At 71.3% G+C, this 24208-nt stretch carries 24 protein-coding genes; 14 read left to right on the top strand and 10 right to left on the bottom strand.

Translation table 11 applies throughout. The features are described from left to right. Nucleotides 1-12: 12 nt before the first annotated feature. Nucleotides 13-768: an alpha/beta fold hydrolase gene (locus F1734_RS18705; RefSeq protein ID WP_026137515.1), complete on the top strand. Its 756-nt coding sequence runs from the start codon at nt 13-15 to the stop codon at nt 766-768. A gap of 23 nt (nt 769-791) precedes the next feature. Here F1734_RS18705 and F1734_RS18700 read toward each other — a convergent pair whose 3' ends face one another. Beyond that, complete coding sequence (locus F1734_RS18700; RefSeq protein WP_017679640.1) at nt 792-1094, bottom strand: nucleoside triphosphate pyrophosphohydrolase; 303 nt, start codon at nt 1092-1094, stop codon at nt 792-794. 32 nt (nt 1095-1126) lie between these two features. Between F1734_RS18700 and F1734_RS18695 the strand changes: the two genes are divergently transcribed. The 6 genes from F1734_RS18695 to F1734_RS18670 all read left to right on the top strand — a co-directional run bounded on the left by F1734_RS18695 (nt 1127) and on the right by F1734_RS18670 (nt 5825). Beyond that, the gene (locus F1734_RS18695) at nt 1127-2227 is read left to right on the top strand and encodes an HNH endonuclease (protein WP_017679639.1); all 1101 of its coding nucleotides are present in this window, start codon (nt 1127-1129) and stop codon (nt 2225-2227) included. 29 nt (nt 2228-2256) lie between these two features. Beyond that, a complete protein-coding gene (locus tag F1734_RS18690) occupies nt 2257-2724 on the top strand; it encodes a DIP1984 family protein (protein WP_203011895.1) in 468 nt (155 codons plus the stop codon). 505 nt (nt 2725-3229) lie between these two features. Continuing rightward, the gene (locus F1734_RS18685) at nt 3230-3712 is read left to right on the top strand and encodes a hypothetical protein (RefSeq protein ID WP_010595545.1); all 483 of its coding nucleotides are present in this window, start codon (nt 3230-3232) and stop codon (nt 3710-3712) included. 118 nt (nt 3713-3830) lie between these two features. After that, a complete protein-coding gene (locus F1734_RS18680; protein ID WP_010595544.1) occupies nt 3831-4352 on the top strand; it encodes a hypothetical protein in 522 nt (173 codons plus the stop codon). Between the two features lie 2 nt (nt 4353-4354). Further along, nucleotides 4355-4948: a YdeI/OmpD-associated family protein gene (locus F1734_RS18675; protein WP_010595543.1), complete on the top strand. Its 594-nt coding sequence runs from the start codon at nt 4355-4357 to the stop codon at nt 4946-4948. 4 nt (nt 4949-4952) lie between these two features. Beyond that, on the top strand, nt 4953-5825 hold the full coding sequence (locus F1734_RS18670) for a sucrase ferredoxin (protein WP_026137513.1): 873 nt from the start codon (nt 4953-4955) through the stop codon (nt 5823-5825). 58 nt (nt 5826-5883) lie between these two features. Here the strand turns inward: F1734_RS18670 and F1734_RS18665 are convergent, their stop codons facing one another. The 6 genes from F1734_RS18665 to F1734_RS18640 form a co-directional block, all read right to left on the bottom strand. Continuing rightward, the gene (locus F1734_RS18665) at nt 5884-7863 is read right to left on the bottom strand and encodes an SDR family oxidoreductase (RefSeq protein ID WP_203010884.1); all 1980 of its coding nucleotides are present in this window, start codon (nt 7861-7863) and stop codon (nt 5884-5886) included. 32 nt (nt 7864-7895) lie between these two features. Next, nucleotides 7896-10019 (bottom strand): MMPL family transporter, encoded by a 2124-nt coding sequence (locus F1734_RS18660; RefSeq protein WP_048773463.1) that lies wholly within the window; start codon nt 10017-10019, stop codon nt 7896-7898. A 57-nt stretch (nt 10020-10076) separates the two neighbouring features. Next, nucleotides 10077-11660, bottom strand: coding sequence for an ABC transporter permease (locus tag F1734_RS18655; protein ID WP_237658102.1), 1584 nt, complete (start codon nt 11658-11660; stop codon nt 10077-10079). Continuing rightward, nucleotides 11657-12574, bottom strand: a complete 918-nt coding sequence (locus F1734_RS18650; protein ID WP_048773460.1) for an ABC transporter ATP-binding protein — start codon at nt 12572-12574, stop codon at nt 11657-11659. Before F1734_RS18650 ends, F1734_RS18655 begins: the two co-directional genes overlap by 4 nt. Before the next feature lie 10 nt (nt 12575-12584). Continuing rightward, complete coding sequence (locus F1734_RS18645; RefSeq protein WP_048773459.1) at nt 12585-14120, bottom strand: multicopper oxidase family protein; 1536 nt, start codon at nt 14118-14120, stop codon at nt 12585-12587. 173 nt (nt 14121-14293) lie between these two features. Next, complete coding sequence (locus F1734_RS18640) at nt 14294-15001, bottom strand: ScbR family autoregulator-binding transcription factor (protein WP_010595535.1); 708 nt, start codon at nt 14999-15001, stop codon at nt 14294-14296. Nucleotides 15002-15376: 375 nt separating this feature from the next. Between F1734_RS18640 and F1734_RS18635 the strand changes: the two genes are divergently transcribed. From F1734_RS18635 to F1734_RS18615, 5 genes are all read left to right on the top strand, one after another. Further along, nucleotides 15377-15955, top strand: a complete 579-nt coding sequence (locus tag F1734_RS18635; protein ID WP_010595534.1) for a carboxymuconolactone decarboxylase family protein — start codon at nt 15377-15379, stop codon at nt 15953-15955. After that, nucleotides 15952-16815 carry an RNA polymerase sigma-70 factor gene (locus tag F1734_RS18630; RefSeq protein ID WP_010595533.1) on the top strand — a complete coding sequence of 288 codons (864 nt, stop codon included), beginning with the start codon at nt 15952-15954 and terminating at the stop codon, nt 16813-16815. The genes F1734_RS18635 and F1734_RS18630 overlap by 4 nt, the downstream gene beginning before the upstream one ends. Nucleotides 16816-16892: 77 nt before the next feature. After that, nucleotides 16893-20153, top strand: a complete 3261-nt coding sequence (locus tag F1734_RS18625) for an error-prone DNA polymerase (RefSeq protein WP_203011894.1) — start codon at nt 16893-16895, stop codon at nt 20151-20153. A gap of 11 nt (nt 20154-20164) precedes the next feature. After that, on the top strand, nt 20165-21004 hold the full coding sequence (locus F1734_RS18620) for a DUF4349 domain-containing protein (protein WP_203010883.1): 840 nt from the start codon (nt 20165-20167) through the stop codon (nt 21002-21004). Beyond that, entirely contained in the window at nt 20997-21305 is a 309-nt protein-coding gene (locus F1734_RS18615) for a rhodanese-like domain-containing protein (RefSeq protein WP_010595530.1), read from the top strand. The genes F1734_RS18620 and F1734_RS18615 overlap by 8 nt, the downstream gene beginning before the upstream one ends. 35 nt (nt 21306-21340) lie before the next feature. Here the strand turns inward: F1734_RS18615 and F1734_RS18610 are convergent, their stop codons facing one another. The 3 genes from F1734_RS18610 to F1734_RS18600 all read right to left on the bottom strand — a co-directional run bounded on the left by F1734_RS18610 (nt 21341) and on the right by F1734_RS18600 (nt 22881). Continuing rightward, a complete protein-coding gene (locus tag F1734_RS18610; protein ID WP_010595529.1) occupies nt 21341-21541 on the bottom strand; it encodes a hypothetical protein in 201 nt (66 codons plus the stop codon). Nucleotides 21542-21770: 229 nt separating this feature from the next. Further along, nucleotides 21771-22292, bottom strand: coding sequence for an isopentenyl-diphosphate Delta-isomerase (gene idi / locus F1734_RS18605; RefSeq protein WP_040272413.1), 522 nt, complete (start codon nt 22290-22292; stop codon nt 21771-21773). A 124-nt stretch (nt 22293-22416) separates the two neighbouring features. Further along, a complete protein-coding gene (locus F1734_RS18600; protein ID WP_203010882.1) occupies nt 22417-22881 on the bottom strand; it encodes a tRNA (cytidine(34)-2'-O)-methyltransferase in 465 nt (154 codons plus the stop codon). A gap of 163 nt (nt 22882-23044) precedes the next feature. Here F1734_RS18600 and F1734_RS18595 point away from each other — a divergent pair, with 163 nt between their 5' ends. Then, nucleotides 23045-23899 (top strand): bifunctional methylenetetrahydrofolate dehydrogenase/methenyltetrahydrofolate cyclohydrolase, encoded by an 855-nt coding sequence (locus F1734_RS18595; protein ID WP_010595526.1) that lies wholly within the window; start codon nt 23045-23047, stop codon nt 23897-23899. 4 nt (nt 23900-23903) lie between these two features. Then, complete coding sequence (locus F1734_RS18590) at nt 23904-24206, top strand: DUF3017 domain-containing protein (protein ID WP_124258299.1); 303 nt, start codon at nt 23904-23906, stop codon at nt 24204-24206. The last annotated feature ends 2 nt before the right edge of the window (nt 24207-24208 follow it).

Genomic DNA, 24208 nt, shown 5'->3' with positions numbered 1-24208 from the left:
CGCTCGATGGACGTGGAGACCAGTGTGCTGACGGCCGCGCCGAACGGGGTGGCGATCGCCTACCGGGATTCGGCTCCCAGGACGGGCCACCACCCCGTGCCGGTGCTGCTGGTGCACGGGATGGGCGGCGACGGCCGCACGTGGGACCGGTTCGCCCGGTCACTGCTCGCGGCCGGCCGGCGGGTCGTGGCGGTGGACCTGCGCGGCCACGGACGCAGTGCCCGTGCCGCGTCCTACCGTTTCGACGAGTTCGGCGCCGACGTGCTCGGGCTCTGCGAGCACCTGGGCCTCGAGACGGTCGACCTCGTCGGGCACTCCCTCGGCGGGCACACCGGATCCCTCGTCGCGCAGCAGCGCCCGGGCCTGGTGCGCCGGCTCGTGCTCGAGGAGGCCCCGCTGCCGCTGCGTCCGGGCGATCCGCCGCCGGTGCTCGGTGGGCGTCTGCCGTCGCCGGGCGAACTGTGGCACGCCTCGACGAGCCTGCTGCGCAATCCGCGCGCGACCTTCGCCTTCGACCGCTCCATGACCGGCTCGGCCATCACCCAGTTCCGCGCGCCGAATCCGATGTGGTGGGAACGTCTTGCGCAGATCACCGCGCCGACGCTGATTCTGCGGGGCGGGCCCGGCAGCATGGTCGATCCGACCCGGCTCACGGCCGCGGTGGACGTCCTCGGCGACGTCGCGGTCCACGACTTCACCTGTGGCCACAGCATCCACCGCGACCGGCACCGCGAGTTCGAGGCCACTGTGCTGCCGTTCCTCACCTGAGCACTCGTTCCGCAACGACAGAGCTATTCCAGCCAGATGCGGCGATCGAAGCCGCCGCGTTCGGCGCGCTTGGCGGCAGCCGCGGCAACCACCTCGTCCGCGGTGATCCCGAATGCGGAGAGCGCAGCCGTGAACACCTCGTGCATGTCGGCGAGTTCGCCGAGCCGCTCGTCGTCGCCCCGCGCGTGCCGGAGTTCGTGCGCTTCCTCCACGAGTTTGTCGAGCAGGGCGCAGCGGTACTCGTCCCGATCGAGTATCCGAGTGTGCGCCACCCGACCGTCGGCTTCGATGATCTCGGGAATCCGGTCGCGGACCAGCTTGCCCATCGTGGTTCCTTCCGCTGCGCTACCGTCGCGGGGTGGACGGTACCGGACCACCGACGGATCCTCTCGCGCTCGGTCAGCGCGTCGTCGCCGTCCTCGAGACCGGTGCGCGCACCGCCACCTACAAGCTGGCTGTCCTGTCGGCGCTGGTCGGCTTCTGCGTCGAACACCTGCCGGCGGACCCGGCCGCGGCACTCGACGTGCCGATCGACGCGCTCGCCGAGCGTGTGATCGACCTGTACTGGCCCCAGGTCCGCCCGTTCGACGGGCATCGGCTCCGGCAGTCGTCGCAGCCCAGGGCTCGGATCCTGACGGCCGTGGAGGCACTGCGCGGCGCCGTGAACGCCGACGGGGTGGCCGGTCTGTCCCGCGCGAGATCGCGGAAGCCGGACCTGTACCGCGAGACCGTCGCGGAGGTCGCGCTCACGCTCGCGCAACAGCCGCTGTACCGGCTGCAGCGGGTGCCGGGCGGACGCGGTGAACCGTTCCTCTACGACGACTCCTGGCTGCACTCCGGGATCACCCGGGCGGCGATCGTCCGGCACGGCGGCGCGATCCGTCTGTTTCCGGGAGTTGCGGCGGCCCTGGCGCGCCTGTCCGGTCTGCTCACTCCGACTCTGGAGATCCTGTGGGTACAGGACGTGCGCCGGTACAACGCCTTTCTCGACGTTCCCGACATTGCGGGGCACCTGTTCGGTCGCGAGCGCGTCTCGCTCACGAAGCCCCGGGTGGCGCTTCGTGAGGCGTTCGGAGCGACTTGCTTCTATTGTGCGGCAATACTTTCCGAGGGTAGCCCGGTCGACCACGTGCTACCGTGGTCCCGGGTACCCCTCGACGGACTGGCGAATCTCGTACTCGCCTGCGGAAGGTGCAACACCGACAAGCGGGACTCGCTGCCCGCACTCGCCCACACCGAACGGGCGTTGAGCCGGGATCGCGTCGTTCTCGAGCAGCTCGCCGCCGACATCGGCTGGCCGACCCAGTACGACCGCACCCTTGCCGCCGCCCGGGGCCTGTACCGCAGCTCACCCGCGGGCACGCCGACGTGGCAGAGCCGTTCGCGGACCGGGACGTGGGACACGGTTTTTCCGCCCGGATGGGTGGTCTCGGCGGTGCCGGAAACCGGGTACGCATGAACTCGATCGCTCGTCTACGATTCGACGTCATGCGGCTGGCGGAGGCACTCGCCGAACGAGGCGAGCTGAAACGGCGGATCGAGCAGCTCGGCGCCCGGATCGTGGCCAATGCCCGATATCAGGAAGGGGAGGAGCCCGCCGAGAATGCCGGCGAGCTTCTCGAACAACTCACCGACGCCGTCGATCGGCATGCTCTGCTGATCGCCCGGATCAACAAGACGAACACCGCCACCCCCGTCGGAGACCGGACCCTCACCGATGCCCTGGCCGAACGGGACGCTCTGCAGACGCGGCACCGTGCGCTGACCGCGGCCGCGGACGCGGCCTCGGGTGGCAAGGATCGATACGGGCGACAGCTCCGGTCCGAACTGGCATACGTCTCGGCGCTGTCGGTCCGGGACCTGCGGCGCACCGCCGACGATCTGGCTCGCCGGATCCGGCGGGTGGACCTCGAGATCCAGCGCGTGAACTGGGAGGTCGATCTGATCGACGAGTGATCGTGGGCAGCAGGTACCCGGATCGGAAGCGAGCACACGCCGTGGGTCGCGGTGAATCGACCCGTCTGTATCCTCCGGCGCGCGGAGGGCAGCGCAGCGGGTTCGAGTCCCGCACACGGAGCAGCCCTGCACGACGCACGAGGACACGGTGCACGCCGGCACGGTTCATCACCACGTGCTGATCCGAATCGGGGAGGGCGGGGACGGGGCACCCACGAGCCGTCGGCCGGGTGAAGTGCAGACGCAGTCAGTGTGATGCAAATCACAGTCGCGTCCTCCGGGGTGCCGGCTGCGCCACCGGCGGCACGGAATCCGCAGGACAGGACGCTGTCGAGGCATCGTTGCGGTGTCGGTTCGCCGACAACGGTTTGACTCCCGCGGACGGCGGGAATGGTGTCTGGTTGCCGTCCCCCCGGCTCCGGCGGCGATTGGCAACGACGGGTTGCACGGCCGAAGATGATTGATACCGTCCGAAACACCTACTTCTTCGACGAGAGGAGCGCACATGCGCAGCACGACGAAACGACTCGCTGCCACCGTGATCGCTGCGGGTGTCGGCGTGGGGCTCGGCGGCGGTGTGGCCGCGGCCGCGCCCGAGGGCGGAAAGCACGATGGGCCGGTGCGGTACTGGGCCGACGGTAAGGACGACTGCTCCGTCGACTTCACGATCGAGAACGACACGGCCCTCGAGAACTTCACCATCGACTTCGTCGTCGACGACGAGGTGCCCACCGGCACGGACTACGGCACCGGGCCCACCGGTCGCCTCGCCGGACTGAAGTCCGTCCCCAATGGCACCGTCACCCACAACGTGCGGCTCGGTACTGTCGAGCAGCTTCCGACGTTGCCGAATCCGTTGGCGGACTCGCACGTCGTGAAGTACCGGATGATCCTCGGGCCCGAGCAGGACTACATGGATATCGGCACGTGGCACCAGACGACAATCCGCGGCTGCAACCCGATCACCAGCGGCTCCGCCGGCCTGTGACGGATGCCCCCGCAGCGCGAGCGCGCTGAGCGCCGACCACGTGAAGCGGGTGCCCGGCCGGACCGATCGAGCGGTCCGACCGGGCACCGCGCTGCCGGCCGGACGTTAGGATCGCCGCATGGCACGGACCGCGCACGACCGTCGCCTGCTGGTCGCCGCAGCGGTATTCGCGGTGTCGCAGGCCAACATCGCCCGAGTGCTCGGCCCCGCCGCGCCGGCAGTCGGACGGATCCAGACCGCCTTCTCCGCAGCGGCGTACCGCCGGGTTCTCGACGGACTCGATGCGGACGCTGTCGCGCGGTATCGCCGACACTACTACTGGGACCTGGTGCATCCCTTGATCTTTGCCATCGCACTGCGGGCCGGGGCGCGATCGCTCGCCGACCACCGGCCCGTTCCTGCGCGCATCCGCCGCGCCCTCGCCCTCGCCCCGGCGGTGGCCGCGTCCGCGGACTACGTCGAGAACGTCGCGGGTCTGTACCTGCTCGACCACCGGGACCGCATCACCGACACCACCGTCCGGGCGGCGACAACGGTCAGCACCGTGAAGTGGGTGCTCGCGCTCGGCTCTCTCGCCTACCTCTCCCAGAGCTTCCTCGGTCTGTGGACGCGGTCCGGCCTGCGCCGGCTGGGGAGATGACCATGGCCGACGAGTTGCCCGTCGAGTACTTCCCCGACCGGGAGTCCTTCGCCACCTGGCTGCGTGAGCACCACACCGATTCGCCGGGCATCTGGGTCGCGCTCGCCAAGAAGGGATCGGCGCATCCGTCGGTGAGCTACGCCGAGGTGGTCGAGGAACTGCTGTGCCACGGCTGGATCGACAGTCAGGCGCGCAGGCTCGACGACGACTTCCGCCTCCAGCGCATCACGCCGCGCCGGGCCCGCAGCCCGTGGTCGCAGCGCAACCGCGAACTCGTCGAGCGCCTCGAGGCCGAGGGCCGGCTGAGCGCAGCCGGGGCCGCGGAAGTCGCCCGCGCCCGCGCAGACGGTCGCTGGGAGCGCGCCTACCCCGGCCAGGCGACCGCGCAGATGCCGCAGGACTTCCTCGACGCCCTCGCGGGCAATCCCGCCGCGCGGGCCTTCTACGACACGCTCGACGGTCGCAACCGCTACGCGATCGTCTATCGGTTGCAGGCCGCGAAGCGCCCGGAGACCCGTGCACGCCGCATCGAGGCCTTCGTGCGGCAACTTGCCGAGGGCCGTCGCTTCCACGATCAGCCCGGACGGACACAATGAGCGGGTGAGCCCTGCATTTCCTCCCACCTGCTCCGCGGCCTCTGCGCTCGACGAGCCATTGCCCGGCACCGCCGCCACCGCTCCGGGCTGGGTGTGCCTCGAGATGCCGTCCGGCTGGGGGCGCGACGTCCTCGACGGTACCGCTCTCGGTCCCGACCTCGCCGGCGAGTTCTCGGCCGCGGCCGACGCCGCCGGCGTGCGGCTGCTGTTCATCCGGCGACCCGGACGCGACACGTCGCGTCCCGGCGGCGCCCGCACCGTGTTCCTGGCCCGGTCCGATCCGGGCAGCAGCTGGTGTGAGCGGCTCGAGGTCGGGGAACCGAAGGAACTGCTCGATCTGATCCCGCGCGTCGTCGCCGGTCCGGCACCCGGCCTCGGCCGCGCGGTGAGCCGGCCCGTCGCGCTGGTGTGCGCCCACGGCAAGCGGGACCGGTGCTGCGCCGTGCTGGGGCGTCCTGTGGCGGCGGCGCTGGCCGCGGAGTTCGGCGAGGATGTGTGGGAGTGTTCGCACACCGGCGGGCACCGGTTCGCACCCTCGCTGATCCTGCTGCCCACGGGCTACACCTACGGCCGGCTCGACGTCGCGCAGAGCCGGGACGCCATGGCGGCCGCCGCCCGCGGCGAGGTGTACCTGCCGGGGCTGCGGGGGCGCAGCAGCTGGTCCGCGGCCGGGCAGGTCGCCGAGATCGCGGTGCGCGAACGGGTGACCGCGGACGCCGATGCGTTCGTCGTCGACGAGAGCGACGCCGCAACGGTGGTGCGGCACCGCGACGGCCGTCACTGGCGCGTGCGGGTCGAGGCCCGGCAACTGCCGCCACGCCCGGTCAGCTGCGGCGCCGATCCGAAGCCGGTGCGACCACTGGTGGCGATTCTCTAGCGGTGTGCCCTTTGGGCGGTCCCAGCCGCCCAAACGGCACACCGGCGGCGCAGCCGCCTCACCAGTGCACGCCGGGCAGCAACCGGCCGACCCGGCGCAGCACCGCGGGGTTCGGCAGCATCGGACGGGGCAGCGTCCGCAGCTGCGGGGGCGTGTCGGACTTCTCGCCGCGTGCGGCGGGCGCGTCGGGGTAGGCGTGGTAGTAGAGCGCGAACATCCGATCCCGCAGAGCCGGGGCGAAGAGACCGGCGAACTCACCGACGGTGCCGATCGGCACGTCGATGCGTTTGGGCCGCTCGACGAGGGCCCGGATCACCATCTGCGCGGCGTCCTCCGGGCTGATCGCCGGTCCCGGGTTGTACGACCCGGTGGGCTCGATCATGGGGGTCCGCACGAGAGGCATGTGGAGGGTGGTGAACGTGATTCCGTCGTCCCGCGTCTCGGAGGCGGCGACGTCCGCGAATCCTTCGAGCGCGGACTTCGAGGCGATGTACGCCGCGTATCGCGGGGTGCGGGCCTGTACCCCCGCGGTGCTGATGTTCACGATGTGTCCGAAGCGGCGCGCCCGCATGTGCGGCAGCAGGGCCAGGGTCGCCCGCACCGCGCCGATGTAGTTGACCGCCATGGTGCGTTCGAAGTCGTGCAGTCGGTCCGTCGAGTGGTACAGCCCGCGCCGGATCGAGCGGCCCGCGTTGTTGACCAGCATGTCGATGCAGTCGTGCTCGGCGAGGATCGCCTGCACGGTGTGCTCGACCGCAGCCGAGTCGGTGACGTCACACGGATAGGCGTACGCACTGCCGCCGTCCGCGCGGATCGCGGCGACGACCGCGTCGAGTTCCTCGGCGCGACGGGCGAGGGCGAAGACCACGGCACCCTCGCGGGCCGCGGCGATCGCGGTGGCGCGTCCGATCCCCGAGGAGGCACCGGTGATCAGCACGTGCCGTTCCACGAGCGGTCCGCGCGGATCGTCGCGGCGGGCCCGGTCGGGGTCGAGGTGCTCGCGCCAGTAGCGCCACAGCAGCGGGGCGTACCCGGCGAACTCGGGCAGCGTGATCCCGCTGCCGCGCAGGGCCTCCCGGGTGTTCCGGTCGGTGAACCGGCTCGGGAAGGTCAGCTGGTCGAGCACGACCGGGGGGATGCCCGCCCGGCGCAGCACGAGACGACGGACGGCGTCCAGGCCGGGAAGCGCGCTGCTCGACAACAGCGGACGCACCAGCGCGCCGGGCACACCGGCGACGGGAACGGGGGCTCCCGCCGCGGCGGCCAGCGCCGCGAACACCTCGCGCACCGGCTGTGGGCGCGAGACGAGGTGGAAGGTGCGCCCGTCCGATCCGGGACGGTGCATGAGTTCGACGATCGCGGCCGCGACGTAGTCGACCGGCACCAGGTTGGTGTCGCCGAGGTCGGGCAGGACCAGTGGCAGCCGGGACGGCAGCGCCGCCAGCGCGGCCAGGGCGGGAAAGAAGTAGTAGGGACCGTCGATCTTGGTGATCTCGCCGGTGGTGGAACTGCCCACGATCACCGACGGCCGGTAGATGCGCCGGCGCACCGGGCTCGCCCGGACCGCCTTCTCGGCCTCGAACTTGGTGCGGTGATACGGCGACGGGAAGCGCTGGCCCAGGTCGAGGTCGTCCTCGGCGAACGTGCCGCGGTGATCACCGGCGACAGCGACTGACGAGACGTGGTGCAGGGTCGCGTCCAGTTCCAGTGCGAGCGTGATCACCGCGCGCGTACCTGCGACGTTCGTGGTCGCCTGTTCCTCGCCGACGGTCAGGTCGTAGATCGCGCCGAGGTGCAGGACGTGCTCGGCCGGCGGCACCGTGGCGGGGTCGAGTCCGAGTCCCGGTTCGGTGAGATCGCCGAGCAGCGCGTGCAACCGGGACCCACCGTCCAGGCGCCTGCGGAGGGCCTCGAACTTCGGCAGCGACGCCGGCCGGACCAGCACATGGATGTCGGCGTCCGGCCGGGTCCCGAGCAGTCGGCCGAGCACGTGCGTGCCGAGGAAACCGGTGCCGCCCGTGACGAGGTACGTGGCCATGGCCCGAACCTACTGCAAGGTAAGAACGGATTCTAGTGTCCGATGCCGACCTTCGCGTGCGCCCGTTTCATCCACGCCGGTGCCCACCAGTTCGCCTCGCCCATCAGCTTGACCAGCGACGGCACCAGCAGCATCCGCACCACGGTCGCGTCGATGATCAGCGCGAGGATCATCCCCACCCCCAGGAACCGCATGATCGACAGTCCCGAGATCGTGAACGCGCCGGTCACCACGATCAGCAGCAACGCCGCCGAGGTCACCACCCGGCCGGTGCGCTCGGTGCCGAACCGTACCGCCTCCTCCGTGCTCGCCCCGGCGGCCCGGGCCTCCACCATGCGCGACATCAGGAACACCTCGTAGTCGGTTGACAGGCCGAACACCACCGCCAGGATCAGCACCACGAAGCTCGGCTCCAGCGGGCTGGGGGTCACGCCGAGCAGCTCCGCTCCGTTGCCGAGCTGGAACACCCAGGTGAGCACGCCGAACGTGGCGGCCAGGCTCAGACCCGCCATCGCCACCGCCTTGAGCGGGAGCACCACGGACCCGAATGCCAGGAACAGCAGCACCAGGGTGGAGAGCACCATGACCGCGATCATCGCGGGCATCGAGCGGGCGATCGCGGCATTGCTGTCGTCGACCATCGCCCGGCCGCCGCCGACGAGCAGGTCGGTGCCCGGCGGGGGCGGCAGATCCCGTAGCTCCCGGACGATCTCGCTCGCCTGCGGCGTCTCCTCCACCCCCTGGGCGTACAGCGCCTGCAGGACCACGACGTCGTTCCGCGCGGCGACGGTGACGGTCTGCGCGATGCCGTCCACGTCCGCCGCCGCGCGGGATACCGCCGTGACCGCGACCGCGGCGGGTGCGGAACCGTCGTCGCCCCGCAGCACGAGCGTGACGCCGTTGCCGGTGGAGGGGAACTCGTCGAGCAGTGTCTGGGTGGCGGCACGCGCCGGGTCACCCGCGGGCAGGGCGGTGTACTCGATCTCGCCGAAGGAGGCGCGCAGCAGCGGCGTGGCGAGCAGCAGCAGACCGGCGGTGATCGTCACCGCCACCAGGGCCGGCCGGCGCATCACCTTCGTCACCACCGACCCCCAGAAGCGCCGGGCCCGGGCCTCGCCCCGCCGCGCGGCGCCCTCACGCCACGTCAGCGCGTTGATGCGGTGCCCGAGTATCGCCAGCAGCGCGGGAATCGCGGTGAGCGAGAGCACCGCCGCGCTGAGCACGGCGGCGATCGCGCCGAGACCCAGGGACCGCAGCAGCGCCTGCGGGAACACGAGCATTCCGGCGAAGGCGCACATCAGCAACAGCCCCGAGAACATGACCGTGCGGCCCGCGGTGAGCACGGTGCGACGCGTCGCGGAGGCCGGGTCGGCGCCGGAGTCGAGTTCCTCCCGGAAACGGCTGACGATGAACAGGCCGTAGTCGATCGCCAGGCCCAGACCGATCAGCGACGTGACGTTCAGCGCGAACGAGCTCACCTCCGTGTACATCGTGAGCAGACGCAGCGTCGCCAGAGCGCTGAGGACGGCGAGGACCCCGACGAACACCGGGACCGCTGCCGCGACGAGACCGCCGAAGATGAACACCAGCAGCACCAGCGTCACCGGAAGAGCAATCGCCTCCGCGAAGAGCAGATCGCGCTCGAGCCGGGTGGTGAACGCGACGCCGACGACCGAGTTCCCCGCGAACTGCGCGTCGACACCGGGGACCTCGAGTTTCGGGAGCAGACCCTGGAACGTCGTGACGGTGATCTCCGAGCCGGGCTCGAGGGTGACGGCCGCCGCCGCGCTGCCGCCGTCCTTCGACAGCAGCAGCTGCTTCGCCGGTGGCGTGGCCGACCAGTAGGAGTCGACCGAACGGGTGGGTACCTCGGCCGCGAACCGATCGAGCACCGCGGTCACCTCGGGTCCGATGTCGGCGACGGTGCGCCCGGGTGGCGGGGTGTAGATCGCGATGATGTCGGCGGTCTGGGGACCGAAATTGTCGTCCACGATGCGCTGCACCTCGGCCGATTCGCTGCCGGGGTCGTAGAACCCGCCCTGCGAGAGTCGGCCGAACACCCCGGTGCCCCAGACGCCCGCGAGCACGACGACGACGACCGCCAACCCGAGCACCCACCAGCGCCGGTCGACGACGAATGTGGCCCAACGGTTCATGCGGTGCTCCGTTCCCGGTGACGACCCGATGCTCCGCGACTGTAGTGCGACCGGTCCTCAGCCGACGTCCCGGCGCCGGAACCCCGCGAACCCCGCCGCGGCGAACAGGGCGGCCACGGCGGTGAGCACGGCGAGCCCGAGCCACTGCGGTGGTGCCGCCGTCACCACGGGCACGTGCCGGAACGGACTGATTCCCAGAATCCAGTTCCACAACCGGAACAGCGGGCCCAGGATCGTCAGCGCGAAGGCGGCGACCACACCGAGCCAGCCGAGCATCCGCGCCCGGGGCCGGGCGCCGATCACCGCGACCGCGAACCCGACCAGCACCCACACCGCGGGAATCGTCACGAGCGCCTGGCGGATCAGATCCCCGGCCGCGATCCGTCCACCCCGCGCCGACGAGACGTACGCGAACAGCGTCGCCCCCACGAGCAGCGCCGCCGCGGGGGCGAGCAGCGCGATTCCCGCGTGCGACGCGAAGTACCGGGTCCGGGTCAGGGCCCCGGCCAGCACCGGTTCGACGCGCAGCGCCAGTTCCTCGGCGCGCAGCCGCATCATCACCTGGACCCCGAACACGGCGGCGACGATGCCCATCAGCTGCAGCATCGTCACCACGAAACCGAAGACGAGCGAGCCGCGTCCGCTCCCGAGCAGCGAGCCGAGCGCCGGGTTGTCGGCGAAGACCTCCGTGAACGTGGTGGACATGAAACCGAACACCACCCCGAGCGCCACGAACACCGTCGTCCACGCGGCGAGCGCGCCGCGGTGCAGACGCAGCGCCAGGCCCCACACGTTCGTTCCCGCCCCGCCTTCTGCGGGCCCCGGCGACGGCGCGATCACACCGACCCCGAAATCGCGCCGGGCCTGCAGGACGAACGCGATCAACAGCAGTACCGCGGTCAGCACAAGGCAGGCCGCCAGGGGCCACCAGTCGTTTCCCGCCGCCGGGCGAACCTGCTGCACCCAGCCCAGCGGGGTCGTCCAGATCGCCCACCCGTCGGGGGCGACCACGTCGACGTAGGCGCGGACCAGCAGACAGGCTCCGAGCACCCCGATCGCCAGGGTGGTGGCGGTGGGCGCGTAGGACCCCAGCTGGGCGGTGACCGCGGCGAGCGCGCCGAACACCAGCCCGGACGCGGTGAACGTCGCGGCCAGCGTGATCGAGTCGGCGACACCGCCGCCGACGAGGATCGTCGCGCCCGCACAGACGACACCGAGCACGACGGAGGCCAGCGACGACCACGCGACGGCCGTCGCCAGCCGGGCCTGGCGGCCGACGACGCCCGAGGCGACGAGTTCGGCCTGACCCGAATCCTCGTGGGCGCGGCTGTTGCGGATGACGGCCAGGATCGCCATCAGGGCCGTGAAGAACGCGCCGAGCGCCCCGGCCCGCCACGCGTTGAATCCGTCCGCGTAGGTCAGGTCGCGCGCCGGGCCGAACACGACCCGCAGTGCCGGGTTCGCGCCGAGGGTGGCATCGAGGGTGCGGCGGCTCGCCGCGTCCGGGAACACCCAGCCGTAGGCGAGGACCGACGACACCGACAGCGCCGTGACGAGCACGATCCACGGCGCGACGTTGCCGCGGTCCTGCTCGGCGGTGGCCCGCAGCAGCGGCCGCATCCCCGTCCACGAGGCCCTCACGTCGGGGTCTGCCCGTCGCGGCCGTGCCGGTGATAGTGCCGCAGGAACAACTCCTCGAGGGACGGTGGCGAGACGGTGATGCTGCGGATGTCGTTGCGGCCCAGAGCCGCGAGCACCGGGCCGGCGTGGCCGTGCTCGACCGCGCAGTGCACGCGCGGGCCGTCGATGCGCACGTCGTGGATCCCGGGCAGCGCGGTCAGTGCCGCCGGGTCGGCCACGGGGGCGGCGAGGACAGCGTCGATCGTCGAGCGCAGATCCGCACGCATGTCCTCGAGCGTGCCGGTCTCGACGACCCGGCCGTCGCGGATGATGCTCATCCGGTCGGCGAGCGTCTCGACCTCGCTGAGCACGTGGCTCGACAGCAGGACCGTCCGTCCGCGCCGCTTCTCCCGGGTGATCTCGTCGTGGAACACCGCGGACATGACCGGGTCGAGCCCCGAGGTCGGCTCGTCGAGCAGCAACAGTTCCACGTCCGAGGCCAGGGCCGCGACGAGCGCCACCTTCTGCCGGTTGCCCTTCGAATAGGTGCGGCCGCGTCTGGTCGGGTCGAGTTCGAACCGGTCGAGCAGGGCCGCGCGGCGCCGCCGGTCGAGTCCGCCGCGCAACCGGCCGAGCAGATCGATCGCCTCGCCGCCGGTCATTCCGGGCCACAGGCTCACGTCGCCCGGCACGTAGGCGAGCCGTCGGTGCAGGCTCACCACGTCGCGCCAGGGGTCGCCGCCGAGCAGCCCGACGTGCCCGGCGTCCGGCCGGAGCAGACCCAGCAGGACCCGCAACGTGGTGGACTTGCCGGCCCCGTTGGGGCCGAGGAAGCCGTGCACCTCGCCCGCGGCGACCTCCAGATCCAGGCCGTCGAGCGCAGTGAAGCGTCCGAATCGCTTGACCAGTCCCTCGATCCGGATCGCGGACGTCATGGGACGCACGCTACTCGTGGACGACGGTGTGGGCGGGCGGTTCGGGTGGCGGCGCCGCATCCGGGCCGACGACGACGAACTGCCCCATCATGCCGTCGTCCTCGTGCCGGAGCAGGTGGCAGTGGTACATGTACGGCGTCGCGGGATCGGGGTGACCGGTGAACCGCATCAGCAGCCGGACGGTGCGCCCCGGTGCGATGTAGACGGTGTCCTTCGGGCCGGACAGGGCGGGGTGGCCGTCACCGAGAACGCGGAAGCTCGTCCCGTGGACGTGGAAGTTGTGGATCGTGCCGCTGCTGTTGCGGACCTCCCACACCTCCGTGGCGCCGGCGGCGACGGTCTGGTCGATCCGGGACATGTCCGTTTCGCGGCCGTCGATGGTGCCGGAGCCGGTGAGGTCCAGGTGCCGGGTGACGTCGGGGGGACCGGGATCCTCGTGGGTGACCGGTTCCCCCTGCACCTGCGCGCTGGGCGTGAGCGTGCGCGCGGCGCGCAGCTCGAGGATGTCGAACTCGTCGTCACCGCCGGAGAACCTGGTCTGCCAGAAGTCCGCACCCAGGTCCGGCGGGGTACTGCGGAGCACGGTCGTCGCGCCCGCGGGCAGCGCGACGACAATCTCGGCGCGCTCGCCGGGGGAGAGCTGGATGCGGCGCATCGGTGCCGGATTCGTGAGCGGGCCGCCGTCGGTGCCGACGAGCAGGAACGGCAGACCGGTGTCGAAGGAGAAGTTGTACACGCGAGCGTTGGAGGCGTTGAGCAACCGCAGCCGGATCCGCTCGGCGGTGACGTCGAGGTAGGGCCGCGGGGTGCCGTTGACGACGATCTCGTCGCCGAGGAGGCCGACGGCGGCGAACATCGCGCCGTCGGTGGCGAGTTGGTCACGGTCGAACCGCTTGTCCTGCACCACGAGTGGGATGTCGTCGATCCCGTACCGGTCGGGCAGGGGTGGACCGCCGGCCGGGTCGTCGAGCAGGAACAGTCCGGCGATCCCGCGGTAGACGTGGTCGGCGGTGGTGCCGTGCGGGTGCGGGTGGTACCACAGCGTCGCGGCCGGCTGGTCGACCGTCCACTGCGGACTCCACGTCGCCCCCGGGGCGATCGGCTGGTGCGGGCCGCCGTCCACGGCGGCCGGCAGGTGCATGCCGTGCCAGTGCAGGGTGCTCGCCTCGTCGAGCTCGTTGGTGACGTTCACCCGGACCTGTTCGCCGCGGCCGGCACGCAGCGTCGGCCCGAGGTACGACCCGTTCACGCCCCAGGTCCGGGTGCCGGGACCGTGCCCGAGGTCCGTGGTGCCGCGCTGCATGGTCAGGTCGAACACGCGGACCCCGTCGGGTGCGATCGTGCTCGTCGCGAGCGGCGGGATGCGCAGCGCACGGTCGAAGGTGACCCGGCCGGTGGTGTCGACCACCGCCGAGTTCCACGCGTGCGCGACGAGGCCGCCCGCGATCGCCGTGAGGACGACGATCACGGCGACGAGCGCGCCGGAGAGTTGCAGCAGGACCCGCTTCACGAGATCGATACTGCTGCGGCGGGCGGGGCGGCACATCCGGGCACACACCGGAAATCGGACTGGGGGACAACCCCGAAAGGACCGGTGTGCGCGGGTGCTCCCGGCGGACCGAACGGGGGGGTTCCTCTGACGAGCGGGTGGTTGCCGGGCCCGAGGCTCGGCCGGTGCCGCGGGAACCGCCTTCTCGTCGCGAACCGGCAGGGGACCCGTCAGCGCGCAGAGCGGATCGCCGGGATCCGATCGTGCCGATCGGCCCGGACGATGCTGGGGAGCAACAGCTCCCACATCTGGTCGAGGCGGGCCTCGAGGTCCGCGCGGTCGGCGAGAACCATCGACAGCAGGTACACCCCCGCGACGGAGGAGACGAGGAACCGGGCGTGCGCGGCCGGGTCCAGTCGGGCGCTCAGTTCCTCTTCGTCCGACGCACGCCGGAACAGGGCTTCGAACACCGTGATCCAGCTTCGGTAGGCCTCGCGGTCGGCGCGTTCGTACTCGCCGGTCAGCCGCAGTCCGGCCTGGACGATCAGATCTTCGCTGAACAACCGTCCGAGCGCATGGGTGAGCGCGACCAGCTGCTCGAGGGCGGGGCCGTCGGCGTGCAGGACGGTGCCGATCGCGGCACGGGTGCGCTGTTGCTGTTCGCTGATCAACGCTTGCACCAGGGCGTCCTTGGTGGGGAAGTGGAAGGTCAGCGCTCCCTTGGTCACTTCGGCCGAGGCTGCGGCCTCGGCGAGGGCCGTGCCGTGCACGCCGTTGTCGGCGAACAACCGCGCGGCGGCGAGAAGGATCTGCTGTCGGGTCCGGATCGCGCGCTGCTGGGCCGGGCGCCCGACCGCGGGAGCCTCGGACGGCGGATTCGCAGCGGCCGGAGTGGCTGCCGGCTCGACGGTCGGTGCACCGACGCAGTCCCGGGTCATCTCCACTCCTCGCATTGTCGGCCGCCCTGCGTGACCGGGTGCGGACCGGGGGTGGTCCGTTCGGGCCGGCCCCCCGAGCCTGCCCGAACGGACCCTCACCCCTCCGCTCCCTGCGGTGCCACCAGAGGCCCGTCCGTGCCGCGGCACAAGGCACGTCCCGGAGGTCTGTCTCTGGAAGCGCTCCCAGCATACCACCGAAAAACCAGTCGTCCGGTTTTGGCGGCACCCACGCCGGTGGAGTGCTCGACGGCTGTCCCCTGCCGGGAGCCGTCCCTCGGCAGCGATTTCCGGCCCGGTGAATTCCGGCTCGAATGTCACATTCGATTCGTGGCCGGTGTCTCCATGCCGAGAGAGCAAGCAACCGAAGGAGGAATCATGACCAGCAGCACCAGGATCCCGAAGGCGGAGCTGACCGGCATCTACGGCGCGCTCGTCGAGCGGATGTCCCGGAAGATGCTCGGGGACGTGCCCGAGGGGGTGGGGGTGATGTGGCACAACCGGAAGGTGCTGAACTTCGGCTTCGGGGTCGGTCGCCGGATCCAGAAGTGGGACCGGTGTGACGAGAACCTGAAGTCGTTCGCCCACATGGCGGTGGCCAGCCTGGTCGGGTGCAGTTTCTGCCTGGATCTCGGCTACTTCCATGCCCACAACAAGGGGTTGGACGTGGCGAAGGCGCGTGAGGTGCCACGGTGGCGTGAGTCGGATGTCTTCACGCCGCTGGAGCGCGACGTCATGGAGTACGCCGAGGCGATGACGCAGACGCCGCCGACGGTCACCGACGAATTGTCGGCCCGGCTGCTGGAGGCACTCGGCCCAGCCGCGCTGGTGGAGCTGACCGCTTACATCGCGCTGACGAACTTCATGACCCGCTCCAACACCGCGTTCGGCATCGAGTCGCAGGGGTTGTCCGCCGCCTGCAATCTCGAGCCGCTCGCCGTAGCGTCGAAGTCGTGACCGACGACCCGTTCGTCGCCCACCGCAACCTGCTCTTCACCGTCGCCTACGAGATGCTCGGCTCTGCCGCCGACGCCGAGGACGTCGTCCAGGAGACGTGGCTGCGGTGGGCGGATGTGGACCGGACGCAGGTGTGGGACGCGCGGGCCTATCTGGTGCGGATCGTCACCCGGCTGGCGCTCAACCGGCTGCGGGCATTGGCGCGGCAACGCGAGGAGTACGTCGGGGAATGGCTGCCCGAGCCGCTGCTCACGACTCCCGACGTGGCCGAGGACGCCGAACTCGCCGAGAGCGTCTCGATCGCGATGCTCACCGTGCTGGAGACCCTCGGTCCGGTCGAGCGGGCAGTGTTCGTCCTGCGTGAGGTGTTCGATACGCCCTACGACGAGATTGCCGAGGCGGTGGGCAAGACCCCGGCCGCGGTCCGGCAGATCGCCCACCGTGCCCGCCGGCACGTCGCGGCGCGGCGACCGCGGATGCGGGTGGAGCCGGCCGAGCAGCTGGCGGTGGTCGAGAAGTTCATGACGGCCCTCGCGACGGGCGATGTGCAGGGCCTGATGGAGGTGCTCGCCCCGGACGTGGTGGCGATCGCCGACGGCGGCGGGGTGGTGCCGGCGGCCCGGAAGCCGATCGCCGGAGCCGAGAAGCTGGCGGCGCTGCTGATCCGCCTCGCCCAGGCCCCGGGCTTCGTGGCGGCCGGTGCCTGGCTCAATGGGATGCCGGGCGCACGTTTCGAGGTGGAGGGCGCAGCCGCTGCGGTGAGTCTGGTGGTGGAGGACGGCCGGATCACCCGCCTCTACGCGGTCAACAACCCCCACAAGCTGGGGCGGCTGGGAACGTCGGCGGAACTGCGGCGGTGACCGTCCCGCCCGGCGGGCCGCGCAATTCGAACATATGTACGATGAGCGAGGACGGTCGAGCCGAAGGCGGTGCGGGGATGGGCTGGGGGAGTGGGCCGCCGACCTGGTCGGAGCTCGAACGCGTGTTGTCGGGCCGGCCCCGACGCGACGTGGAATTCCCCGGTGACGGCAGCGACAGTCCCGCCTGGTCGCGCACCCGCGGAGAGTACGAACCGCGCGTCCGGCCGCCCGACGGGCCCGTCGTGCCCTACGCCGAACTGCACGCCCACTCGGCGTTCAGCTTCCTCGACGGTGCTTCCGGTCCCGAGGAACTCGTGGAGGAGGCGGTGCGTCTCGGCCTCGAAGCCGTTGCGCTCACCGACCACGACGGTCTCTACGGCGTCGTGCGCTTCGCCGAAGCTGCCCGCGAACTGGGGATGCGCACCGTGTTCGGCGCCGAACTCTCCCTCGCCGCCGGAGCGCCGGACGAGACGCACCTCCTGGTCCTCGCGCGCGGGCAGGAGGGGTATCGGCGGTTGTCCCGCGAGATTGCCGCCGCGCATCTGATCGGTGGGGAGAAGGGCCGGCCGCGCTACGACTACGACGCGCTCACCGATGCGGCCGGCGGGCACTGGCAGATCCTCACCGGCTGCCGCCGCGGGCACGTCCGCCGAGCCCTCGAGGTCGGGGGCCCCGAGGCGGCCGAGACGGCCCTGCGCGACCTCGTCGAGCGCTTCGGCGCCGACCGGGTCACGGTCGAGCTCACGCACCACGGCCTCCCCGAGGACGGTGAACGCAACGCGTTGCTCGCGGAACTCGCCGATCGCCGAGGTCTTTCGTGCATCGCCAGCACCGCGGCCCACTACGCCACGCCGGACCGCCGGCGACTGGCGACAGCGCTGGCCGCCATCCACGACCGGCAGAGTCTCGACGAAGCCGCGGGCCGGCTCCTCCCGACCGGGGGCGCCCACCTGCGTTCCGGCGCGGAGATGGCGCACCTGTTCGCCGCCCACCCCGGTGCGGTCCGCCGGGCCGCCGAACTCGCCCGGGACTGTGCGTTCGACCTGCGGCTCATCGCCCCGAACCTGCCCCCGTTCGACGTACCCGAGGGGCACACCGAACTCAGCCGGCTGCGCGAACTCGCCCTGCACGGGGCGCGGCACCGTTACGGCACCCCCGAGGACGATCCGGCGGCCTACCGGCAGATCGAGCACGAACTCGATGTCATCGGCCGGCTGAACTTTCCCGGCTACTTCCTCGTGGTGCACGACATCGTCACCTTCTGCAAGGACAACGACATCCTCTGCCAGGGGCGAGGTTCGGCCGCCAACTCCGCCGTCTGTTACGCCATCGGCATCACCAACGTCGACCCGGTCCGCAACGAGCTGCTCTTCGAACGCTTTCTGTCCCCGGAACGCGACGGACCCCCCGACATCGACATCGACATCGAGTCCGACCGGCGGGAGGAGGCCATCCAGCACGTCTACGCCAAGTACGGGCGGACCCACGCCGCTCAGGTCGCCAACGTCGTCACCTACCGCGGCAAGTCCGCCGTCCGCGACATGGCGCGGGCCCTCGGCTACGCGCAGGGCCAGCAGGACGCCTGGAGTCGCCAGGTCACCAGGTGGCACGGCGTGGAACAGGAGCCCGACACCGACATCCCCCCGTCCGTCCTCGCACTCGCCGCACAGGTCGAAGGACTGCCGCGCCACCTCGGCATCCATTCCGGCGGGATGGTGATCTGCGACCGTCCCGTCGCCGACGTGTGCCCGGTCGAATGGGCCCGGATGGCGGGCCGCACCGTGCTGCAGTGGGACAAGGACGACTGTGCCGCCGCGGGACTGGTGAAGTTCGACCTGCTCGGACTGGGCATGCTGTCCGCGCTGCACTACATGATCGACCTCGTCGCCGAGCACGAAGGAGTCACGGTGGATCTCGCTCGTCTCGATCTCGCGGAGGAAGGGGTGTACGAGATGCTGCGCCGCGCCGACGCCGTCGGGGTGTTCCAGGTCGAGTCCCGCGCGCAGATGGCCACCCTCCCGCGCTTGAAGCCACGCGTCTTCTACGACCTGGTGGTCGAGGTGGCGCTCATCCGGCCGGGTCCCATCCAGGGCGGGTCCGTGCACCCGTACATCCGGCGCCGCAACGGGCTCGAACCCGTCACCTACGACCATCCCTGCCTCGAGAAGGCCCTGAAACGCACCCTCGGGGTGCCGCTGTTCCAGGAGCAGCTGATGCAGATGGCTGTCGACGCCGCCGGGTTCACGGCGGCCGAGGCCGACCGGCTGCGCCGGGCGATGGGGGCCAAGCGTTCGACCGCGAAGATGGAACGGCTGCGCGGCCGGCTCTACGACGGCATGCGCGAGCGGCACGGCATCACCGGCGACGTTGCCGACCGCATCTACGAAAAGCTCTATGCCTTCGCGAATTTCGGTTTCCCCGAGAGTCATTCGCAGAGCTTCGCGGCCCTGGTGTTCTATTCGGCGTGGTTCAAGCTGCATCATCCGGCGGCATTCTGTGCGGGCCTGCTGCGCGCGCAGCCGATGGGGTTCTACTCCCCGCAGTCCCTCGTCGCCGACGCCCGCCGTCACGGTGTCGTGGTCCACGGACCGGATGTGAACGTGAGCCTCGCCCAGGCCACCACCGAGAACCGCGGCCGGGACGTGCGTCTCGGCCTCGGCGCGGTCCGCCACCTCGGTGACGCGCTCGCCGAACGGATCGTCGCCGAGCGCACGGCGCACGGCCCCTACGCGTCGTTCCCGGAACTGTCCCGGCGGGTCGAGCTGAGCACCGTCCAGGCCGAGGCCCTCGCCACGGCGGGAGCCCTCGGGGGCCTCGGTATCACCCGCCGGGAGGCGCTGTGGTCGGCGAGCGCGGCTGCGGCGCAACGGCCGGACCGGTTGCCCGGCGTCGGCGCGTCGACGCAGGCCCCCGCACTGCCCGGCATGAGCGATGTCGAGCTGGCCGCCGCGGACGTGTGGGCGACGGGGATCTCCCCGGACAGCTATCCCACCCAGTTCCTGCGCCCGCAGCTCGACGCGCTCGGCGTCGTGCCGGCGGCGCAGCTGCTGCAGGTCGCCGACGGGGCGCGGGTGCTCGTGGGGGGCGCGGTCACGCACCGGCAGCGACCCGCGACCGCCGAGGGCGTGACCTTCCTCAACCTCGAGGACGAGACCGGGATGGTGAACGTGGTGTGTTCCGTGGGGCTGTGGGCGCGGTACCGCACGCTCGCGCACACCGCACCGGCGCTGCTGGTACGCGGACGGGTGCAGAACGCGGAGGGAGCGGTGACGGTGGTCGCGGACCGGTTGCAGCGCATGGATCTGCGCATCACCGGAAAGTCCCGCGACTTCCGTTAGCATCCTGCGGCATGCGACGCCCGCTGGTGATCCTGCTCGCCCTGCTGTTCCTCGCCGGATGCGCCGGAGGCGGCGAGGGGGCGGGTGACGGAACCGCGGCCGCACCACCGCAGCCGTCCCTGTCCGACGGCACCCGCGAATCGGCACCTGCGGACGCGCAGCCCACTTCGCGCAAGGAGATCGTCACCGGGCACCTGGTGCTGCGTGCCGGCGATCCGGTCGCTGCCGGACGACAGGTGGTGACGCTCGTCGAGGCGGCCGGCGGCCGGGTGGACTCGGTCACCGAGCAGCCGGGCGCCGCCAGTGTGCTGACCGTCCGGGTGCCGGCGGACCGGCTCACCGGGACGATCGAGGACATCCGCGGGCTCGGCGACGTGACCAGCCTGACCACCACCCGCGAGGACGTCACGCTCCAGTACACCGATCTCGAGGCGCGGATCGCGGCCCTGCAGTCGTCGGTGGACCGGTTGCGCGCGCTGATGGCCTCGGCCGCGACCACCGCCGACCTCATCGAGGCAGAGAACGCGCTGGCGCAGCGTCAGAGCGAACTCGACGGTCTCGTCGCCCAGCAGCGCTACCTCGCCGACCAGATCGAGCTGTCCACGCTGACCGTGGAGATCTCGGCGGAGCGCCGGGCGGACCGGGACAGTTTCGTGGACGGGGTCCTCGCCGGATGGGGTGCGTTGCGCTCGGCGCTGGCCGGGTCGGTGGTCGCTCTGGGGGTCGCGTTACCGTGGGTGGGGTTTCTCGCCGTGTGCGCAGCCGTCGTCTACGTGGTCGTCCGGCTCGTCGCGCGGCGGGGCAGACTGGAACCAGTCCCGAACCCGGAGAGGAACGACCAGGATGCGTGAGGTCGGCCTGGCCACCCTGGACACCGCGCTCGCCGCCGGTGCCCCCGTCATCGACGTCCGTGAGCGCGACGAGTACCTGCAGGTGCGGGTGCCCGGGGTGACGCTCATCCCGCTCAGCGAGTTCGTCGCCCGCGCCGACGAGATTCCGGACGCGGACACGGTCTACGTGATCTGCGCGGTCGGTGGACGCAGTTCGCAGGCCGCCGGCTATCTGGTCGGACGTGGCATCAACGCCGTGTCGGTGACCGGCGGAACCGTGGCCTGGCAGCAGTCCGGCCGCGACGTGGAAGTCGGGGTCTGACCGGGCGCGCTCGCACGGGAGCGTCCGGCCTGCCGTCAGATCGCGGCGGCGACGATCGCCACGGCGCCTGCCACGATGGCGGCGAGGGCGACGGCCAGCAGCGCGGAACCGACCATGGCCACGGCGACGAGCGCACCCACGACCGTGAGGACGCCCGTGAGGGCGACGCCTGCGTGTGGATCCTCGAGCAGTGCCGACGGATTCTTCGGACGGTGGGGAAGATGTGGTGCCGCCATGTCTGTTCTCCGAGTCGTTCGTCCGACTGCCGGGCGGCGAGCGCGTCGCCGGGTGCCCCGGAATCGGTCCGGATACCGAGAGTCCCCGGCGCCGGTGTCACGGCCGACGCGGGAAAATCACGAAATGATAACGACGTATAACGATTCGATGCGGAGTCCGTTCTTCGTGCAGCGCAACGAGAGGCGGGACACCGACGTCCGGGCCGTCGCCCGGGACGGAGCCGCCGGCCTACCGGGCCAGCGACGGTAGCACCGCGCCGAGGACGTGCGGCATCCACGGCGCGAACACCTGGGGGGACTGCTCCACGTCGCGCACGACCTCGGTGAGGGACTGGAACCGCACCTCGGCCACCTCGCTCGGGACGGGACGGGGCGCCGTGTGCACGCGTCCGACGACGACGTGGTCGAATTCGTGCTCCATGAGCGACGAACCCGGATCGTGGGCGGAGTAGACGACCGAGGCCACCTCTCGCAGGCCCGACGGGTGCACACCCAGTTCCTCCCAGCTGCGCCGGGCCGCGGCCTCGAGCACGCTCTCACCCGGGAGCGGATGCCCGCAGCAGCTGTTGGCCCACAGGCCGGCGAAGTGGTATTTGTCCAGGCTCCTGCGCTGCAGCAGGACGTTGCCGTCGGCATCGAGCAGAAACGCCGAGAATGCGCGATGCAGCGGAGCCGGAGGGCGGTGGGCTGCCACCTTCTCGGCCGTTCCCACTTCCCGACCGTCGCGGTCGACCAGCACGACAAGAGTCACGACGTCTCCACCTCCCCGTTCCACGTTCCCACAGTTGCGGCGTTTCCCCACGACGAGGCTCCGCGCGGCGTCGAAGGGGATTCGGGGCCGTCCCCGGCGTGGATGGGTCCGTTGCCCGGCCGGTTCAGACGGCCCCCGCGAAACCGTGCTGACGCCACGCCTCGTACGTGACCACCGCCGCCGCGTTCGACAGGTTCAGCGAGCGCCGGCCCGGCAGCATCGGAATCCGCACCCGGGTCGTGACGTGGGGATCGGCGAGCACCTCGTCGGGCAGTCCCGTGGGTTCCGGCCCGAAGAGGAACACGTCGCCGGGCCGGTACTCGAGCGCGGCATACGACACGCTCGCATGTGCGGTGAATGCGTACACCCGCTCCGGCCGCAGCGCGGCCCACGCGACCTCGAGGTCCTCGTGCACGCTCACCGACGCCAGATCGTGGTAGTCCAGGCCCGCACGCCGCAGTTTCGGCTCGGAGAGATCGAATCCGAGCGGCTCCACCAGATGCAGCTCGCAGCCGGTCCCGGCCACCATGCGGATCGCATTACCGGTGTTGGGTGGGATGCGCGGCTCGTAGAACATCACTCGGAACACCGATTCAGCTTGCCAGCCGCACCTCCGGCGGTGCCGCCGGGGACCGTCCACGCCCGGGGCGGACGGCCGTGCGGTGCCGGACGCGCGGCTGTCCGGGTACGCGAGCACCTCCGCCGGTGAGGCTGCGTCCGACGTTGCCGGGCGACCTGAGACAATGGTGGCCGTGACTGCGACGATCCTGGACGGCAAAGCGACCCGCGACGAGATTTTCGAGGACCTGAAGGCCCGCGTGGCCGCGCTGAAGGCGAAGGGCATCACCCCCGGGCTCGGCACCGTGCTCGTCGGCGACGACCCCGGATCCGCGGCGTACGTGCGCGGCAAGCACAACGACTGCGCCAAGGTCGGCATCAACTCGATCCGCCGCGACCTGCCCGCCGACACGACGCAGGAGCAGCTCGACGCGGTGATCGACGAGCTGAACGCCGACCCCGGCTGCACCGGCTACATCGTGCAGTTGCCGCTGCCGAAGCACCTGGACGAGAACGCCGCGCTCGAGCGCATCGATCCCGACAAGGACGCCGACGGTCTGCACCCGATCAACCTCGGCCGCCTGGTTCTCGGCAAGGAGGCGGCCCTGCCGTGCACGCCGCGCGGCATCGTGCATCTGCTGCGCCGGTACGAGGTCCCGATCGCGGGTGCCCACGTGGTGGTGGTGGGCCGCGGCGTCACCGTCGGCCGCCCGATCGGGTTGTTGCTCACCCGCCGCAGCGAGAACGCGACGGTCACCCTCTGCCACACCGGCACGAAGGATCTCGCGGCGGAGGTGCGGCGTGCGGACATCGTCGTCGCCGCTGCGGGTGTGCCGGGACTGATCACCGCGGACATGGTCAAGCCGGGTGCGGCGGTCCTGGACGTGGGGGTGAGCCGGACCCCGGAGGGCCTGCGCGGCGACGTGGCCGCCGACGTCGGCGACGTGGCCGGGTTCCTCTCGCCCAATCCCGGTGGCGTCGGCCCCCTGACCCGTGCGTTCCTGCTGGCGAACGTGGTCGAGCGAGCCGAACAGCTCGCCGGCCGCTGAGCCCGTGGTGCACCTGGCCGGCGCGGAGCGCTGGTTGCGGCTGGCCCGGCGGAACCTGCCGCTGCTGGCGGTGACGGTCGTCATCGCCGCGGCGGTGATCCTCGTGGTGGCGGACCGGTGGCGTCGTGGCGCGTTCGTCTTCGGCAGCGCCACCCTGCTCGCCGGTCTGCTGCGCCTGTGGGTCCCCGAGGATCAGGTCGGGGTGCTCGCCGTGCGCAGCCGGGCCTTCGACGTGTCCGCGCTCCTCGTCGTGGGCGGACTCGTCATCGCGCTGGCGGTCTCGATCGATCCGCTCGGCACCGGATGAGC

The organism is Rhodococcus ruber (genome assembly GCF_016804345.1).
In the GTDB taxonomy this organism is placed as follows: Bacteria; Actinomycetota; Actinomycetes; order Mycobacteriales; family Mycobacteriaceae; genus Rhodococcus; species Rhodococcus ruber.
The sequence above is the reverse complement of the archived record's forward strand: the minus strand, read 5'-3'. Positions and strand labels throughout refer to the sequence as shown.

What these genes read in the sequence shown, in the direction of transcription:
- F1734_RS18700 (WP_017679640.1), bottom strand. Translation starts at nt 1,094, where the DNA reads ATGGGCAAGCTGGTCCGCGACCGGATTCCCGAGATCATCGAAGCCGAC.
- F1734_RS18690 (WP_203011895.1), top strand. Translation starts at nt 2,257, where the DNA reads ATGCGGCTGGCGGAGGCACTCGCCGAACGAGGCGAGCTGAAACGGCGG.
- F1734_RS18685 (WP_010595545.1), top strand. Translation starts at nt 3,230, where the DNA reads ATGCGCAGCACGACGAAACGACTCGCTGCCACCGTGATCGCTGCGGGT.
- F1734_RS18680 (WP_010595544.1), top strand. Translation starts at nt 3,831, where the DNA reads ATGGCACGGACCGCGCACGACCGTCGCCTGCTGGTCGCCGCAGCGGTA.
- F1734_RS18675 (WP_010595543.1), top strand. Translation starts at nt 4,355, where the DNA reads ATGGCCGACGAGTTGCCCGTCGAGTACTTCCCCGACCGGGAGTCCTTC.
- F1734_RS18665 (WP_203010884.1), bottom strand. Translation starts at nt 7,863, where the DNA reads ATGGCCACGTACCTCGTCACGGGCGGCACCGGTTTCCTCGGCACGCAC.
- F1734_RS18660 (WP_048773463.1), bottom strand. Translation starts at nt 10,019, where the DNA reads ATGAACCGTTGGGCCACATTCGTCGTCGACCGGCGCTGGTGGGTGCTC.
- F1734_RS18650 (WP_048773460.1), bottom strand. Translation starts at nt 12,574, where the DNA reads ATGACGTCCGCGATCCGGATCGAGGGACTGGTCAAGCGATTCGGACGC.
- F1734_RS18645 (WP_048773459.1), bottom strand. Translation starts at nt 14,120, where the DNA reads ATGTGCCGCCCCGCCCGCCGCAGCAGTATCGATCTCGTGAAGCGGGTC.
- F1734_RS18640 (WP_010595535.1), bottom strand. Translation starts at nt 15,001, where the DNA reads ATGACCCGGGACTGCGTCGGTGCACCGACCGTCGAGCCGGCAGCCACT.
- F1734_RS18635 (WP_010595534.1), top strand. Translation starts at nt 15,377, where the DNA reads ATGACCAGCAGCACCAGGATCCCGAAGGCGGAGCTGACCGGCATCTAC.
- F1734_RS18625 (WP_203011894.1), top strand. Translation starts at nt 16,893, where the DNA reads ATGGGCTGGGGGAGTGGGCCGCCGACCTGGTCGGAGCTCGAACGCGTG.
- F1734_RS18620 (WP_203010883.1), top strand. Translation starts at nt 20,165, where the DNA reads ATGCGACGCCCGCTGGTGATCCTGCTCGCCCTGCTGTTCCTCGCCGGA.
- F1734_RS18615 (WP_010595530.1), top strand. Translation starts at nt 20,997, where the DNA reads ATGCGTGAGGTCGGCCTGGCCACCCTGGACACCGCGCTCGCCGCCGGT.
- F1734_RS18610 (WP_010595529.1), bottom strand. Translation starts at nt 21,541, where the DNA reads ATGGCGGCACCACATCTTCCCCACCGTCCGAAGAATCCGTCGGCACTG.